Source organism: Pseudarthrobacter sp. RHLT3-21, from assembly GCF_059383495.1.
The window spans coordinates 175,575-190,458 of the sequence record NZ_JBWZCI010000007.1 but is presented as its reverse complement, the minus strand read 5'-3'; the positions used below and the strand labels follow the sequence as shown (position 1 = coordinate 190,458).

General features: G+C 65.9%; 13 protein-coding genes and 1 pseudogene. 6 read left to right on the top strand and 8 right to left on the bottom strand.

Features of this window, described 5'->3' with window-relative positions:
* Positions 1-4: 4 nt before the first annotated feature.
* The 3 genes from topA to AC50YA_RS10465 form a co-directional block, all read right to left on the bottom strand.
* Entirely contained in the window at positions 5-2,734 is a 2,730-nt protein-coding gene (topA, locus tag AC50YA_RS10475; protein WP_494982218.1) for a type I DNA topoisomerase, read from the bottom strand.
* 156 nt (positions 2,735-2,890) lie between these two features.
* Positions 2,891-4,648 carry a DUF7059 domain-containing protein gene (locus tag AC50YA_RS10470; RefSeq protein ID WP_494982217.1) on the bottom strand — a complete coding sequence of 586 codons (1,758 nt, stop codon included), beginning with the start codon at positions 4,646-4,648 and terminating at the stop codon, positions 2,891-2,893.
* Positions 4,649-4,687: 39 nt separating this feature from the next.
* Positions 4,688-5,452, bottom strand: a complete 765-nt coding sequence (locus AC50YA_RS10465) for a MerR family transcriptional regulator (RefSeq protein WP_494982216.1) — start codon at positions 5,450-5,452, stop codon at positions 4,688-4,690.
* A gap of 138 nt (positions 5,453-5,590) precedes the next feature.
* On the opposite strand from AC50YA_RS10465, the gene AC50YA_RS10460 reads away from it, so the two are divergent.
* From AC50YA_RS10460 to AC50YA_RS10450, 3 genes are all read left to right on the top strand, one after another.
* Positions 5,591-6,028 carry a DUF6023 family protein gene (locus AC50YA_RS10460; protein WP_494982215.1) on the top strand — a complete coding sequence of 146 codons (438 nt, stop codon included), beginning with the start codon at positions 5,591-5,593 and terminating at the stop codon, positions 6,026-6,028.
* A gap of 86 nt (positions 6,029-6,114) precedes the next feature.
* Complete coding sequence (locus AC50YA_RS10455) at positions 6,115-6,546, top strand: hypothetical protein (protein ID WP_494982214.1); 432 nt, start codon at positions 6,115-6,117, stop codon at positions 6,544-6,546.
* Positions 6,547-6,756: 210 nt separating this feature from the next.
* On the top strand, positions 6,757-7,353 hold the full coding sequence (locus AC50YA_RS10450) for a DUF6023 family protein (RefSeq protein ID WP_494982213.1): 597 nt from the start codon (positions 6,757-6,759) through the stop codon (positions 7,351-7,353).
* A gap of 53 nt (positions 7,354-7,406) precedes the next feature.
* Here the strand turns inward: AC50YA_RS10450 and trhO are convergent, their stop codons facing one another.
* Together trhO and AC50YA_RS10440 are read right to left on the bottom strand one after the other, a co-directional pair.
* Complete coding sequence (trhO, locus tag AC50YA_RS10445; protein WP_494982212.1) at positions 7,407-8,300, bottom strand: oxygen-dependent tRNA uridine(34) hydroxylase TrhO; 894 nt, start codon at positions 8,298-8,300, stop codon at positions 7,407-7,409.
* Between the two features lie 51 nt (positions 8,301-8,351).
* On the bottom strand, positions 8,352-8,744 hold the full coding sequence (locus tag AC50YA_RS10440; protein WP_494982211.1) for a hypothetical protein: 393 nt from the start codon (positions 8,742-8,744) through the stop codon (positions 8,352-8,354).
* Between the two features lie 160 nt (positions 8,745-8,904).
* Here AC50YA_RS10440 and AC50YA_RS10435 point away from each other — a divergent pair, with 160 nt between their 5' ends.
* Positions 8,905-9,597, top strand: coding sequence for a GNAT family N-acetyltransferase (locus tag AC50YA_RS10435; RefSeq protein ID WP_494982210.1), 693 nt, complete (start codon positions 8,905-8,907; stop codon positions 9,595-9,597).
* A 27-nt stretch (positions 9,598-9,624) separates the two neighbouring features.
* Positions 9,625-12,054 carry a DEAD/DEAH box helicase gene (locus tag AC50YA_RS10430; RefSeq protein ID WP_494982209.1) on the top strand — a complete coding sequence of 810 codons (2,430 nt, stop codon included), beginning with the start codon at positions 9,625-9,627 and terminating at the stop codon, positions 12,052-12,054.
* Here AC50YA_RS10430 and AC50YA_RS10425 read toward each other — a convergent pair.
* From AC50YA_RS10425 to AC50YA_RS10415, 3 genes and pseudogenes are all read right to left on the bottom strand, one after another.
* Positions 12,027-12,386, bottom strand: a complete 360-nt coding sequence (locus AC50YA_RS10425; protein WP_494982208.1) for an Rv3654c family TadE-like protein — start codon at positions 12,384-12,386, stop codon at positions 12,027-12,029. The two genes, AC50YA_RS10430 and AC50YA_RS10425, sit on opposite strands and share 28 nt — an antisense overlap.
* Positions 12,383-12,985 (bottom strand): TadE family type IV pilus minor pilin, encoded by a 603-nt coding sequence (locus AC50YA_RS10420; protein ID WP_494982207.1) that lies wholly within the window; start codon positions 12,983-12,985, stop codon positions 12,383-12,385. The genes AC50YA_RS10425 and AC50YA_RS10420 overlap by 4 nt, the downstream gene beginning before the upstream one ends.
* Positions 12,982-13,101: pseudogene (locus AC50YA_RS10415) on the bottom strand (DUF4244 domain-containing protein); the annotation flags it as partial. The pseudogene AC50YA_RS10415 and the gene AC50YA_RS10420, both read right to left, overlap by 4 nt.
* 42 nt (positions 13,102-13,143) lie before the next feature.
* Here AC50YA_RS10415 and AC50YA_RS10410 point away from each other — a divergent pair.
* Complete coding sequence (locus tag AC50YA_RS10410; RefSeq protein ID WP_494982206.1) at positions 13,144-14,574, top strand: recombinase family protein; 1,431 nt, start codon at positions 13,144-13,146, stop codon at positions 14,572-14,574.
* The last annotated feature ends 310 nt before the right edge of the window (positions 14,575-14,884 follow it).

Here is a 14,884-nt window from a genome sequence, read left to right as displayed (position 1 = left end):
GTACTTACTTCTTGGCCGGAGCCTTCTTCTTGGCCGGGGCCTTGCGGGCCGTTGTGGTGCGTTTGACCGGACCCTTGGCCCGCTTCTCCGCGAGGAGTTCAACGGCTTGTTCCCGGGTCAGTTCCTCCAGGGACGTGGACCGCGGGACGGTGATGTTGGTGATGCCGTCGGTGATGTACGGGCCGAAGCGGCCTTCCTTCACCACGATGTTCTTCTCGGAAACGGGGTCCGGTCCAAACTCGGCCAGCGGCGCCACTGCGGCACGGGCGCCGCGCTGCTTGGGCTGGGAGTAGATCTCCAGGGCCTGCTCCAGCGTGATGGTGAAGATCTCCTCTTCGGTGCCGATGGAGCGGGAATCCGTGCCCTTCTTCAGGTACGGACCGAACCGGCCGTTCTGCACCGTGATGAGGTTGCCTTCGGCGTCCTCGCCCAGGGCGCGGGGCAGGCTCATCAGCTGCAGCGCTTCGTCCAGGGTCACGGAATCCACGGTCATGGAGGCGAACAGCGAACCGGTGCGCGGCTTGGCCTTGACGGGCTTCTTCGGCGGCTTCGGCTTGCCGTTCTTGTAGTACTCCACCGGCTGGTTGGCCAGCTGCTCCTCGGTCATCTCGGGGATGACCTCGGTGACGTAGGCGCCGTAACGGCCGTTTTTGGCGACAACGCTGTGCCCGGTGTGCGGATCGTCGCCCAGTACGCGTTCTTCCGGCGCCGCCGTTTCCATCAGCTCGATGGCCTTCGCCGCCGTCAGCTCATCCGGCGCCAGGTCCTCGGGGACATTGGCGCGGGAGTTCTCCACGAGCTCGCCGGTTTTGGGGTCCACCGTAGGGATGGAGCTTTCCAGATAGGGCCCGAACTTGCCCACGCGCAGCGTGATGCCTTCGGTGATGGGTACGGAGTTGATCTCGCGGGCATCGATCTCGCCCAGGTTGTTGACGATGCTCAGCAGGCCCGGATCGGAGTCTTCGCCGTAATAGAAGTGCTTGAGCCAGGCGGAACCCACGGCCTGGCCGTTGGCGATCTTGTCCAGGTCGCCTTCCATGTCTGCCGTGAACTCGTAGTCCACGTAGTCCGTGAAGTGCTGCTCGAGCAGGCGGATTACGGAGAAGGCGATCCAGCTGGGCACCAGCGCGGAACCCTGCTTCCGGACGTAGCCGCGGTCCTGGATGGTGGAAATGGTGGAGGCGTAGGTCGACGGGCGGCCGATGCCCTTCTTCTCCAGCTCGGCGGTCAGCGAAGCTTCGGTGAAACGCGGCGGCGGCGAGGTCTCGTGGCCCACGGCCACAATGTCCGACGCCGTGAGGGCATCGTCCTTGGCCACGTTCGGCAGCCGCCGGGCTTCGTCGGAGTCGTCGTCCCCGCGGCTTTCGTCCTTGCCTTCTTCATAGGCGGCAAGGAATCCAGGGAAGGTGATGACGGTGCCGGAGGCGGAGAATTCGGCGTCACGGCCATCGGTGGCAACGGCACCCAGGCGGATGGTCGCCGTCGAGCCCTTGGCGTCACCCATCTGGGAGGCGACGGTGCGCTTCCAGATCAGCTCGTACAGGCGGAACTCGTCGCCGGAGAGCTGCTTGGCCACCTGTGCCGGGGTGCGGAACGAGTCACCGGCGGGGCGGATGGCCTCGTGGGCTTCCTGCGCGTTCGCAGCCTTGCTCGTGTACACGCGGGGCGACGCCGGAATGTATTCCGGGCCGTACAGCTCGGAGGCCTGGCGGCGGGCGGCCGTGACGGCTTCGTCGCTCAGCGCCGAGGAGTCGGTACGCATATAGGTGATGTAGCCGTTTTCGTACAGCCGCTGGGCCACCTGCATGGTGCTCTTGGAGGTGAAGCGCAGCTTGCGGCCGGCCTCCTGCTGCAGCGTGGACGTGGTGAACGGCGCTGCGGGACGGCGGGTGTACGGCTTGGTGTCCACGGACCGGACGCGGAAGTCGGCGTCCTGCAGGCCCGCGGCCAGCGACGTGGCGAGTTCCTCGTTGAGGTGCGCCGCGTTGCGCGAGGTGAGGACGCCGTCGTCGTTAAAGTCCCGGCCCGAAGCCACCTTGGCGCCGTCAACCGCGGCCAGCTTCGCCTTGAACGAAGCAGAGCCGGCGCCGAACTGGCCCGTGAGGTCCCAGTAGGAGGCGGCTTTGAAGGCCATGCGTTCGCGTTCACGATCCACCACCATGCGGGTGACCACGGACTGCACGCGGCCGGCGGACAGGCCGCGGGCCACCTTGCGCCACAGCACGGGGGAAATCTCGTAACCGTAGAGGCGGTCCAGAACGCGGCGGGTTTCCTGCGCATCCACCAGGGCCGTATCAACATCGCGCAGGTTGTCCATGGCGCGGTGGATGGCTTCCTTGGTGATTTCGCCGAACGTCATCCGGTAGACCGGAACCTTGGGCTTGAGCACTTCCAGCAGGTGCCACGCGATGGCCTCGCCCTCGCGGTCCCCATCGGTTGCGAGATAGAGGGCGTCGGCATCTTTGAGTGCGGCCTTCAGCTCGGTGACCTTTTTCCGCTTGTCCGCGGACACCACGTAATAGGGTTTGAAGTCGTTTTCGATGTCGACGGCGAACTTGCCCACCGAGGTTTTCTTCAGTTCTGCGGGGAGCTCAGACGGCTGCGGCAGGTCGCGGATGTGACCAATGGAGGCCTCTACGATGAAGCCCTCGCCGAGGTACTTGGCGATGGTCTTGCTCTTGGCCGGAGACTCCACAATCACGAGTTTCTTGCCTGTTTTGGCCTTGCTTGGCACGGTGCTCCTACAGAAAAAGGTTGCGTGGGCAGATGAGCCCATATTGGCCTAGTTCACCATATTTTGGACAATCGTGCGCATTCATGTGGAAAACCCGTCGACTCATCAGGCACGTCCGGGACCCCGTTTTAGGGTGTTCCGGAGCCCGCCGAACCACTATTCAGCAGGCTCGGAAGGAACCAGGAAACCGTCGCTGACCAGGTTCGCGACGTCGGCGAGCAGCCTTGTCCGGAACGCGCCGCCGTCGAACCCGTCCTCCCCGGCGAGGCTCCCGCCGAGCAGCGCCGCGAGGGCGCCGATGATCTGACCGACGGAGAGGTCACCGTCGCAGGCGGAGACAAATCCGGCGAGTTCGGTGCTGAGCAGGTTGGTCCGGCGCAGGCCCGCACCCTGGCGCAGCAGGATCACGCCGGGGTGCTCGGCGCCGGGGCGCTGATGGCGTTCCTCGGTGACGTCGTCCGCCACGAGCAGGTGCGCGTCCGCCAGGGTGTTGCCGGCCAGCCAGTCGGAACGCTCGACGGCGGCGCCCAGGTGGGGCCCGATGGGCTGCTCAATGAGGTACGTGATTTCCTCGAATCGGCTGATGGACGCGGTGCCGCGCCCCGCTTCCGGTCCGGCAACCTGTCCCGTGACCGTCGGCCGGCGCAGCCAGATCATCCCGAAGCCGATCCCCGCCACGTTCCGTGACGCGAAGTCCGCCAGGTAGGCGGCGTAGGCGTCCCGGTAATGCTTCCGGTCGCGAGATTCTGACGCGTCCTGCAGCCACGTTTCGGCGTACTGTTCCGGGCCCACCTGCTCGCGCTGGATGAACCAGGCATCCGCGTCCGGACCGATCCAGCTCTTGGGCCGTTCGTGCCACTCGGTCCCGGCGGGAATTTCCCAGTTGCCCAGCAGCTGCGCGGTGCCGCCGGGGGCCAGGGCACCGGGCAGTGCCGCCACTAGCGAGGACACAATGTCATCGCCGGGCAGCCCGCCGTCGCGGTAGGTGAACTGCCCGGACGCGTGCTCGCCGAAAGTCCGGGGCGTGATGACAAACGGCGGGTTGGACACCACCAGTTCGAATTCCTCCCCGGCTACGGGCTCCAGGAGCGACCCCCGCCGAAGGCTGACCCGGTCCTCCAGCCTGTCCGGGTCCAGGTGCAGGGCCTCGGCATTCAGGAGCAGGTTGAAACGGGTGAAGGCCAGCGCCCGCGCCGAGATGTCCGTTGCCGTCACGTGCTCGGCATGGTGCAGGAGGTGGAAGGACTGGATGCCGCAGCCCGTGCCCAGATCCAGGGCCTTGGCAACGTGGCGGCGGACGGTGGTCTGCACCAGGGTGGTGGACGCCTGCCCGATCCCGAGCACGTGATCGTGCCGCAGCACGCCTGCCTGCTGGTGCGCGGCGAGGTCGCTGGCAACCCATAGCTCGGTGCCCCCGCTGCCGTCCTCATTGGCATCCCAGCCGTACGGCCGCAGATCCGCTTTTGCCTGCAGCAGGTCCTGCGCCGACTGGTCAGGGCCGGGCTGGTCAGGGCCGGACAGATCAGCGCCGGGCACGGGCTCAAGCAGCCCCAACGCCACCAGACCGTCGGCCTGGATTCCCGGCAGGGCGGCGTCGAGCGTTTCCCGCTTTTGCGGTTCCGCCAGCAGCCAGAGACGTACGACGGCGGCGAGCGCTGCCGTCGTATTCCCACCGTTCGCAGGCTCACGCTCCGCCACACCGTTCTGGAGTGCGGTTTCGGTGGCCAACAGCGCCGGGATGATCTGGTCCCGGTTCAGCGCGTTGTAGGCTGATTCGCCCAGCAGCCCGGCCACGCCGTCGAGCGTGTAATCCACCCGGCGCAGGTCCGCGGCGAGCGCCGTCAGGAGCCCCGGGAGGTCGCTGCGCGGGGCATCAGGGGTGTTGCCGGCCAGAAAAAGCGTGGAATCAGTCACCGCCCAAGTCTATTGGCGGGCCAGGTTCCTCCTGACGGGCTACAGGTTCTCCGCCGCGTAGATCTTCAGGGCATCCCGGACGAAGCCGGCACCCTCCACGCCGCCGTAGTTCTTGGCGAACCGGGGGTCCGCCACGTACATTTCACCCAGCCCGGTGACGTACCCCTTAACGTCGTCCTTGCCGCGGGCGTCCGACGCCGGCGTGCCCGGGATACCGGTCAGCCATTCGACGTGCCGCCTGGCGATGTCCTGGGCCTCCGCGCTGTCCGGTGCGATGCCCGCCGTGGCGGCGGCGATCCAGTCCTCGCCCAGCTGCTGCGAGCGCTGCTTCCACGCTGCCTTCTCGTCGGCGCTCATGCCCCGCCACCACGAATCCCCCTTCGCGTAGGCGTCCTTGCCCCAGCGTTGCTCCACTTCGTCCTTGTACTGCGTGTGGTCGAAACCGTTGAACATGTCTTCTGCCATGATTTCGCCACCTCCTTTCACTGCTTCGATGGTTTGTGTGACCGACGCGATCTGCCGCGCCAGCCTTTGCTGTTCCTGTTTGAGCCATTCGAGGTGCCCGGTAAGCGCCTTGGTTGCGTCCGTTTCGTCGTCGAGCAACTGGCTGATCACCGGCAGGCCCAGCCCGAGCCCGCGCAGGAGCAGGATGCGCTGGAGCTGCACCAGCGCATCCTGGTTGTAGTAGCGGTAGCCGTTGTGGCCGGTGCGGCTGGGCCTGAGCAGTCCGATGTCGTCGTAGTGCCGCAGCGTCCTGCTGGTGGTCCCTGCGATCCTGGCTATGTCCTGGATGGACCAGTCCACGTGTTCCTCCTTCCTGGTCTGTTGGCGGGATGATCCGGGGTTCCGGTCCGGCTGATGCTTCAACGATAAATGTTGACGTAGCGTCAAGGTCAAGGTCCCGAATCACAGTGCGCAGATGGGGCCGGGTAAGTTGGAAGCATGGTTCTGTTTCCTTCCTCAATACGGCGCGCCCTCTCCGCCTTTGCTGCAGCCGCTGTGCTCCTGGGCGTCTCCGGCTGCGCGCAGCAGCTTTCGGTGGAGAACTCCGATGTGCCGGCCTGGAAAGCCACGGCGATGCCGTCGGGCAGCGGCATTGTTGGCGAGGATGCCGGCAAGATCCTCAACGCCCAGCCGGTGGACCATACGGAGAACGTGCCGGCAGGCACTTACACGCTGACACTCGTCTGCGACGGCGGCGGCAAGGCCTTCCTCGCGGTGCGGTCCGGCGGCAAGGAACTCGCCGACCTCGGAGCGGCCTGCTACGGCACGCGGGAGTCCGTCAAAATCACTCTCCCGGAATCCGGACCGCTGGAGCTCAGCGTCTCCAGCGTTGACGCGCCGCTGATCTACGCCTATCAGCTGGTAATCGCAGGTTAGTTGCCGGCCACTCGCCGGTAGGCTCGGGGAATGGCGTTTCTGGGGGAAAGTCCGTTGCTCGCCGATCCATGCCACTACGAGGTTCCGTGCGGACGCGTTCCGGGCGCGGCGCTGCGGCGGCCGCCGGCATGCTGGTGGCAGCTTGCGGGCTGGGTGCGTGCGAGTACGCGGATGCCGAACCCCTGCCGGGCGCGAGCACCGCGGCGCTGCAATCGGTTCCTGGCGATGGACCAGCCGGCCCCAGCGCGCAGGAGCAGGCCCGCCAGCTTGAGCTGATCGCCGAGGTGGAAGCGCAGCTCGGACCGGAATCGGACCGCCGGCTGGCGTCGATGCTGGGCGGCATGGGAAACGCCGGCTCGAGCCTGATGGGTCTTGTGCCGGCGGCTCCTATCTCATCCGGGCAGGCTGCAGCCCCGGACGCGGACCCGCGGCGAAGCTCACCGTTTCACAGGGCAGCGGCCAGCTCCTTGACCTTGAGGTTCCCTGCGGCGATCCCTTCGAATCCACCCTGCAGCTGAGCGCCGGACCGGTGACGGCTACGCTGTCGCCCACCAGCCGCGGAGAATCCTCGGTGGCCGCCCTTCGCATCGAGACGGCTCCTGCCGAAGCGCCGGCCAGTCCGACCCCCGCTGCCCCAAGCAGCGGCCCTAACCCCCTCCCCTAACCGGCCTTCCCCTCACTTCCTTGAGTCTCTGGCTTGGGGTCCGTGCCGGGCATAGAGTCGGAGTATGCCCGCAACGCAGGGGGCGCCTCCGCCCCGCAGGGCGGCACTTCGTCCGGGCGCTTGCCCGCCCCGGTCAGATTCCGTGCGCACCCGGGTGCGGGCCGCCGTCGTACTCTGGACGGCGGGCGCCTTGGTGGCCGGATCTGCGCTCGCCGGATGTGAATACGCGTACGACGAAGGGTGGCGGCCGGCCGAGAACGCCCCGGCCGCGCCGGCAGCGACCGAGCCGGGGCCGCGCGCTGAACTGTGGCGGAAAGATCCCGTCAGCGAGGCCGAAATGGAGGCCTGGCTGACGGAGTCCCAAGTGGGGCCCGGGCTGCAGGTGGCGCACAGGACCTTCGGCCTGTTGCGCGCGGAGGAAATCCGCACGGAAGCCACGGCGCCCCTCCCGGCCGGAACCTACATTCTGGTGCTGGTGTGCCGGAGTCAACGGCGCGTCGACTTCAAAGTCCGCAATGACGAATTCACCATGGTGGACCTCAGCCTGCGCTGCGGATCACGGCGCGAAAGCGTGATCTATCTGTCCAAGGAAACGGTGATGCATTTCCAGGTTGCAGCGCCGTCCCCCGCCAATTTCGCTTACCGGCTGGCACGGCTCTGAACTTTTGTGCCTGCCGGCCCTGAACCGGCCGTACCCTTCAGGCCACGTACGATTCAGGCCGCGCAGCCTTCGGGGCACCGCAGCGTCTCCGGGCTGGCGGCACACTCGGCGCAGTACAGCGTCAGCGTGCGGCAGCTCGGGTTGGAGCAGTTCTCGAACTTACTCGTGGGCGAGGCACACCGGACACACGCACCGATAGTCTTTGCGTCCTCGCTGAATTCCAGGTGCATGCGCTTGTCGAACACGTAGAGCGAGCCTTCCCAGAGGCCCTGGTCCCTGAATGTTTCGCCGTAGCGGACGATGCCGCCGTCGAGCTGGTACACCTGCTTGAAACCGCGGTTTACCATCAGGCTGGAGAGCACCTCGCAGCGGATGCCGCCGGTGCAGTATGTGACCACGGGTTTGTCTTTGAGGGCGTCGTATTTGCCGGAGTCGAGCTCCTTGATGAAATCGTGGGTGGTGGCCACGTCGGGGACGATCGCGTCCTTGAACTTGCCGATCTGGGCTTCGAAGGCGTTGCGGCCGTCGAAGAACACCACGTCCTCGCCGGCCTGTTTTGTGGCCTCCACCAGTTCGTGCAGTTCTTTGGGCTTGAGGTGGGTGCCGCCGCCCACCACGCCGTGCTCATCCACTTTGAGTTCGCCGGGCGCGCCAAAGGAGACGATCTCGTCCCGGACCTTAACGCTCAGCCGCGGGAAGTCCTCCGCGCCGCCGTCGGACCATTTCACGTCGATGCCGTGGAAGCCCTTGTATTCGCGCGTGGTCTTCACGTATTGCTTAACCGCGCCGATCTCGCCGCCCACCGTGGCGTTGATGCCGTCCTTGGAAATGAGGATGCGTCCGGTCAGCCCGAGTTTTTCGCACAGAGCACGCTGCCAGAGCCGCACCGCGTCGGGATCAGGGATGGGGGTAAAGCCGTAAAAGAGCACAATTCGGTTCAAAGCCACGTATTTAAGGGTACTGGGTTGCCGGGCACCGGGCCCGCCGGTTGGCCGGGGCTAAGGTTGGCCCGCTGCGATGGCGGCGTCGCGCCTGTTCAGGGCGGTTTCAGCCGCCCGGTACCCCAGGACGACGGCGGCGAAGGGCACCACGGTTGCCGTCACGGCGGCCGCGAAAGCATCGGCGCCGTTGTGGACGGCGAGTGCTGCAGCGCCGTCCCCCGCAAGCCGCGGCACGAGGAACAGGACCAGCGCCGTCAGCAGTCCACCAAGTCCTGGCCGCCGCGCTCCTTCGGGCTCGGAGCGTGAGCCCAAAAAGTCCAGCGGGCGCTTCAAATTCCGGTAGATCAGGGCGCCGGCCACCAGCGGGACGAGCCCGCAGGCAAGCCAGACCCCGTAACCCACGCCCGTGGCCGTCTCCCAATACCTGGCACCGCCCACCATGACCACCATCAAGGCGACACAGACCAGCAGGGGCAGCGGAAAAGTGTTCTTGGTCGGATCCTTGGCGGCGGATATTCCGTCAGTCTTGTCTGGTCACGATTGCATAAGCAAGTCACCTCGGGGCACCCTACCCCTGTTGCTTGTCTCGGGGCTGGAATACCCTCATGACATGAGTCCGGACGCCTTGGTTGAAGACATCACACGCCTTCTTGAAGTCTGGGTAGCTGGCTGGGCCGGCTGCCGCGGTTACGAGACATCAGTCGAGGGCCGTTTCCCCGCTGCACTGCGGGCCGACACCACCGGGGAGTGGGAATACTTCGCCCATGACCCCTCCGATGACGAGTTCGCCGCCTTGGCCGCGAAGACCGCCGAGGCTCCGGCCAGGGTCCTGACCATCCTCAGCAATGACGTTGCCCGCTTCATGGCGCTGGCCCAAGAACACGGACTGAACGTCACCTCTGCATCGCAGGCCATGATGATTGTGGACATGGCCACCCAGGATACGGAAGATCCGTGGCTCTCCGACGACGACCTGAACCTGGTCACCTCCGAACTCGACGGCGTCCACCACGCGTTGGTCCGCTCGGGTGACACGGTGGCGGCGAGCGGCAGGGTTTTTGTAGTGGGCGAGACAGCGGTGTTCGACAAGATTGTCGTCCAACCGACGTTCCAGCGCCGCGGCCTGGGCAGTTTCATCATGAAGGCCCTGGCCGCGCAGGCCATCGGACCGGATGTGGAGAACGGCCTGCTGCTGGCCTCCCTCGACGGCCAGAAGCTTTACTCCCACCTGGGCTGGTCCGTTGTTTGCCGTGTGCTGATGCTGTCCACGTCCGACGAAGGCGCAGACCTTTCCGTGGGGTGATTTTTCCCCGGGTGAAAGAATGTTGGGGTGAACCCCCATGACTCCCTGATTCCTTTGCTGGGCCGAGGCCCGGACCCGGAGCAGCTGCGTCATGTCCGCACCATCCCTGCCCGGCAGGCGGTCCACGAGCCGTGGCCGGCGTGGGCGCACCCGGATCTTGTGGCCGCTTATGGCTCCCTGGGCATCCACGAGCCCTACCGGCACCAGATCCAGGCCGCCAATCTGGCCCACGGTGGCGAGCATGTAGTCATCGCCACCGGCACCGCCTCCGGAAAGTCCCTGGCCTACCAACTGCCGGCGCTTGACGCCATCCACCGCTCCGAACTGCGCGTCCTGTCCGAACCGGGAAAGATCCACGACGACGGCGCCGTGACCCTTTATCTCTCCCCCACGAAGGCGCTCGCCGCTGACCAGCTGGCAGCCATCCGTGCGCTGAAACTGCCCACCGTGCGGGCCGAGACATACGACGGCGATACCGACCCCGCATCCCGCCGGTGGATCCGGGACCACGCCAATTTCATCCTCGCGAATCCGGACATGCTCCACTTCGGCATCCTTCCCAATCACGCCTGGTGGGCCAGCTTCTTCCGGCGGCTGCGGTACGTGATTGTGGACGAGGCCCACAGCTACCGCGGGGTGTTCGGCTCGCACGTGGCCAACCTGATGCGCCGGTTGCGCCGCATCTGCGCGTACTACGGTGCCGGGACTGCCCATCCCGGTCCGGTGTTCATCGCCGCCTCTGCCACGGCATCGGAGCCCGGCACATCGTTCGGACGCCTGATCGGGGCGCCGGTCCGGGCCGTTGCGGAGGACTGCTCGCCGCACGGCTCCACCACCGTCGCTTTCTGGGAACCCGCATTGACCGCGCTCAAGGGCGAGAACGGCGCCAACGAACGCCGCACCGCCGTTGCTGAAACGGCCGACCTGCTGGCGAACCTGGTTTCGTCCCGGGTCCGGACCATTGCTTTCATTAAGTCCCGCCGCGGCGCGGAAACGATCGCTTCGATCACCAAGCGCCTTCTGGACGAAGTGGATCCCAGTCTGCCGCAACGCGTGGCCGCCTACCGTTCCGGCTACCTTCCGGAAGAACGCCGGGCCCTGGAAAAGGCCCTCCGCTCCGGTGAACTGCTGGGTGTCTCCAGCACATCCGCCCTTGAGCTGGGCATCGACATTTCCGGGCTGGATGCCGTCCTGGTTGCGGGCTGGCCAGGGACCAGGGCGTCGCTGTTCCAGCAGATCGGCCGGGCAGGGCGTGCGGGCCAGGATGCCATCGCCGCGTTCGTGGCCAGTGATGATCCGCTCGACACCTACCTGGTGAACCATCCGGAGGCGATTTTCGACGTGTCGGTGGAGGCCACCGTCTTTGACCCGTCCAATCCGTACGTGCTGGGGCCCCACCTCTGCGCCGCCGCCGCAGAGCTTCCGCTGGGCGTGGCCGAACTGGGCCTTTTCGGCGCCACAGCAGAGAAGCTGCTGGGGCAGCTCGTGACGCAGGGCTACCTGCGCCGCCGGCCGGCGGGCTGGTTCTGGACCCACTCCCAGAGCGCTGCGGCCATGGTGAACCTTCGCGCCGACGGAGGCGGACCGGTGAGCATCGTCGACGCCGACACCGGTTCCCTGCTCGGGACCATGGACTCGCCCCAGACGCACTACCAGGCGCATACAGGGGCCATCTACGTACACCAGGGCGACAGCTATGTGGTGGAGGAGCTGAACGAAGACGACCACTGTGTGGTGGTCCGGCGCGCCAACCCTGACTACTACACAACGGCCCGGGACGTGACCCAGATCGAAGTGCTCGAAACTCTCCGGACTGAGCACTGGGGCGATGTTGCCGTGCACTTCGGCGATGTGAAAGTGACAACGCAAGTGGTTTCCTTTCAGCGCAAGGCCCTGATTTCGAACGAAATCCTGGGTGAGGAACCACTGGAGCTGGGCGCCCGGGACCTGTTCACGAAGGCCGTGTGGTTTGTGGTGGAGAACCGTTCGCTGACGGGCGCCGGGCTCATCGAGGCGCAGTTCCCGGGCGCCCTGCACGCGGCCGAGCACGCAGCGATCGGCCTCCTGCCGCTGGTGGCCTCCAGCGACCGCTGGGACATCGGCGGAGTGTCCACCGCCATCCACGCCGACACCGGCGTGCCCACCATCTTTGTGTATGACGGGCACCCCGGCGGTGCGGGCTTTGCCGAACGCGGCTTCGACAAGGCAAAGGTGTGGCTCTCGGCGACGCGGGACGCCATCAAGGCGTGTGAGTGCGAGTCGGGCTGCCCGTCCTGCGTCCAGTCCCCTAAATGCGGGAACAAAAACAATCCGCTGGACAAGGCTGCCGCCGTCACGCTCATCGACGTCCTCCTCAAAGACGCCCGTGAAATGCCTCCCCTCGGTGCGGAATTCCTGGCCAGCACAGAGCCGTTCAGCAGCACAGCGGCTCAGGGCGGCGGTCCGGCCCGCGCCTGACCGGTGGCGGCGCCAACCAGTGTGCGTGCATTCAGCTCCGTTCGGACCATGACGGTCTGGCCGGCCTCTTCCGTGCAGCTGACGAGTGCGGCCGCATGGCGGGCCGCTACCTCGGCGGCCACCGTACAGGGGTCCCCGGACGTGATCCCTCGCAGCGCATCGGCCGCGGCCAGGGCAGCGAGGTCCGCCGCTGCCGCAGCCCTGCTGGCCATCACCGCGGACTGCGCGAACAACAGCATCAGGACCATCGCCATGATGACAACCAATGCCAGTCCCGCGGCCAGGACTGTTCCCGAACCGCGCTCCGGGTTGTCTCGGAACTGCCTGTTCACGCCGCTGCCTCCGTCGGCACCCGGACGTCTTCCGCCCGTTCATCCGCAGAATGTGCCGGCCTGAAAGAGTACTCGTGCGTCGTGGCCGCCATTGGCGGTACCAGTGGCAGAGGATCGCCAATGGCAGCTGGCGTTTCGCTCCGCGTCGTGGCTTTGGCTGTGAGCATCCAGGGCACTGTTGCCCCCAGCGGCCCGCCCACACCGTCGGCCACCGTAACGCTGAGCCACTCGCCGTCAGCCCCAACGGACGCCGTTGCCGACGCCCCCGCCAAGGTCCTGACGATCCCCTGCACTGCGGCCGGATCCTCGCCTCGGGCCAGCGCCCTGGCGCCGGCCCGCGCCGCCTCCTCGAGCCTGAGCTGGGTGACGCCCGCGGAGGCTCCGGCCAAAAGCAGTGCGAGGAGCAGCAGTACCGCCGGCAGCGCAACCGCGAACTCCGCCGTCACGGCGCCGTGGGCATTCCCCGGCCCACGGCGCCGGCGACGATACGAGGCCGCCGGTCCCAGCAACATGCGGGTGTCCTCGCCCTGGCCCCGGCAGTCGCCCCTGCCGTTGCTGTGGTCATTGGCCCGCCGCAGCGCTGCCGGCGCCAGGATCATGGCAAGGCCAGCGCCGTGCGGATGAGGTTCAACAGGAATCCGCGGACTTCGTCGCTGCGGAGAATGAAGACGAGAAGTCCTGCGAAGCCCACGGCGGCCAGAGTGGCGATGGCGTATGCGGGGATTGTGTCAAGTTACCTGCCGGATAAACTGGTTGCATGACTAACTCCAAGGGCATCCGCGCCGCCGTTTATGCTCGCATCAGCCGGGACCAGCAGGGCCAGGGCTTGGGCGTGGAACGCCAAGAGCAACTATGCCGTGAGCTCGCAAAGACGCTGGGCTTGGAAGTCGCAGAGGTCTACACGGACAACGACATCAGCGCCTACTCTGGGCGCCACCGCCCCGCGTATGAACGGATGCTGACGGACATTCAGGCCGGGCGCGTGGACGCCGTGCTCTGCTACCACTCAGACAGGCTTATGCGCCGAACGCGGGAACTTGAGCGGTACATCGATATCTGCAAGCCCCGCGGCGTCGTTACGCATCAGGTCACCGCCGGTCTACTGGATCTATCCAGCGCCACCGGCCTAGCGGTTGCCAAGACCGTTGCTGCATGGTCACAGCACGAGTCAGACCATAAGGGCGAACGCATCGCCGCGCAGAAGGCCCAGGCATCGAAGGCGGGCAAATTCCTTGGCGGGCGGATCCCGTGGGGATGGCAGAAGACGGCGGAGGGAATCGAAGTGGAGCCCGTAGCCGCCGCCCACATCCTTGAGGGGACACAATCCATCATTGCGGGCAAGTCGCTTATCAGCGTCACCAGGGCTTGGGCGGACGCTGGAGCCGTTAGCCTGTCTGGCACTCCCATGATTACCACTCAGGTTCGCCGCGTCCTGCTGCGCCCCCGTAACGCCGGACTGCTGACGTTCCATGGAGAGGTTGTCTCTGACTCCTGGCCCGCTATCGTGCCTCTGGAGCTCTTCCGGCAGTGCGAGGCGATACTCACCAGCCCGGACCGCCCACAGCAGTCTGAGGCCAAGTTCAAGTACCTGCTTAGTGGCATCGTGAAATGCTTTTGCGGCCGGTACATGACAGGGTTTGGCGCTGAAGGTTACCGCCGGTCCTACCGCTGCAAGATCCACCAGGAGGGCGGCAAGTACACGCCCGGGCACGCTAACCGCGCCATGGGCCCGCTGGATGACTACGTGAAGACGGCGGCAGCCCTGTATATCGAGCGCGACGACTACAAGGCAGCAGTTAGGGCCGACGCTCAGCTATTGGCAGAGAATGAACGGCCGGCGGAATCGGCGGATATTGGCGAATTGATTTCGCGTAAGAATTCATTAGCCAGAATGTTTGCCCAGAGCCTCATTTCCGAAAGTCAGCTAATTGAGGGCAGCCGGGAAATTGAGCAGAAATTGGATTCAATGAAGAATCAGGCGGCGGCGACTATCGGCAGCCGGGTGATGGCCGAATTCGCTTTCGCTGAGCACCCCGGGGCCGCGTTCCTGGCAGCGAGTACAGACGTACAGCGCGAGCTCCTGCGCACGGTCTTCGACATCACGCTCCGCCCGACCGGACCCCACCGCGGAGAGTTCGACCCCTCATCAGTGGAGATGTCACCACGGCCCTTAGGTTCCCAGCAGTAGCCGAAACGCCCTAGAAGTAGCCAAATGGGGAACATCGGCAGGCCGTGACCAAATTGTTACCTTCCGGGTTATCCACAGGTGGCCGGGGGATCTAAACCCCAAGGGTGTTCCGTCTATCCTGTTCCGTCCCGACGCCCACGGAGCTCCTAGCATGCTCTAGCGTGCTCTATCCCGTTCTGCTCAATTTCGCCATGTTGACAGAATGTTGACGCGGATACGGGCCGTGGGGGGATTTACACACAGGAGGGCGCCCTCAAATACTGAATGCAACCCCGCATTCATGTGCCAAAGAATGCCACCGGCGTTTATA

What these genes read in the sequence shown, in the direction of transcription:
- AC50YA_RS10440 (WP_494982211.1), bottom strand. Translation starts at nt 8,744, where the DNA reads ATGGTGGTCATGGTGGGCGGTGCCAGGTATTGGGAGACGGCCACGGGC.
- AC50YA_RS10460 (WP_494982215.1), top strand. Translation starts at nt 5,591, where the DNA reads ATGGTTCTGTTTCCTTCCTCAATACGGCGCGCCCTCTCCGCCTTTGCT.
- AC50YA_RS10435 (WP_494982210.1), top strand. Translation starts at nt 8,905, where the DNA reads ATGAGTCCGGACGCCTTGGTTGAAGACATCACACGCCTTCTTGAAGTC.
- AC50YA_RS10420 (WP_494982207.1), bottom strand. Translation starts at nt 12,985, where the DNA reads ATGATCCTGGCGCCGGCAGCGCTGCGGCGGGCCAATGACCACAGCAAC.
- AC50YA_RS10410 (WP_494982206.1), top strand. Translation starts at nt 13,144, where the DNA reads ATGACTAACTCCAAGGGCATCCGCGCCGCCGTTTATGCTCGCATCAGC.
- AC50YA_RS10450 (WP_494982213.1), top strand. Translation starts at nt 6,757, where the DNA reads ATGCCCGCAACGCAGGGGGCGCCTCCGCCCCGCAGGGCGGCACTTCGT.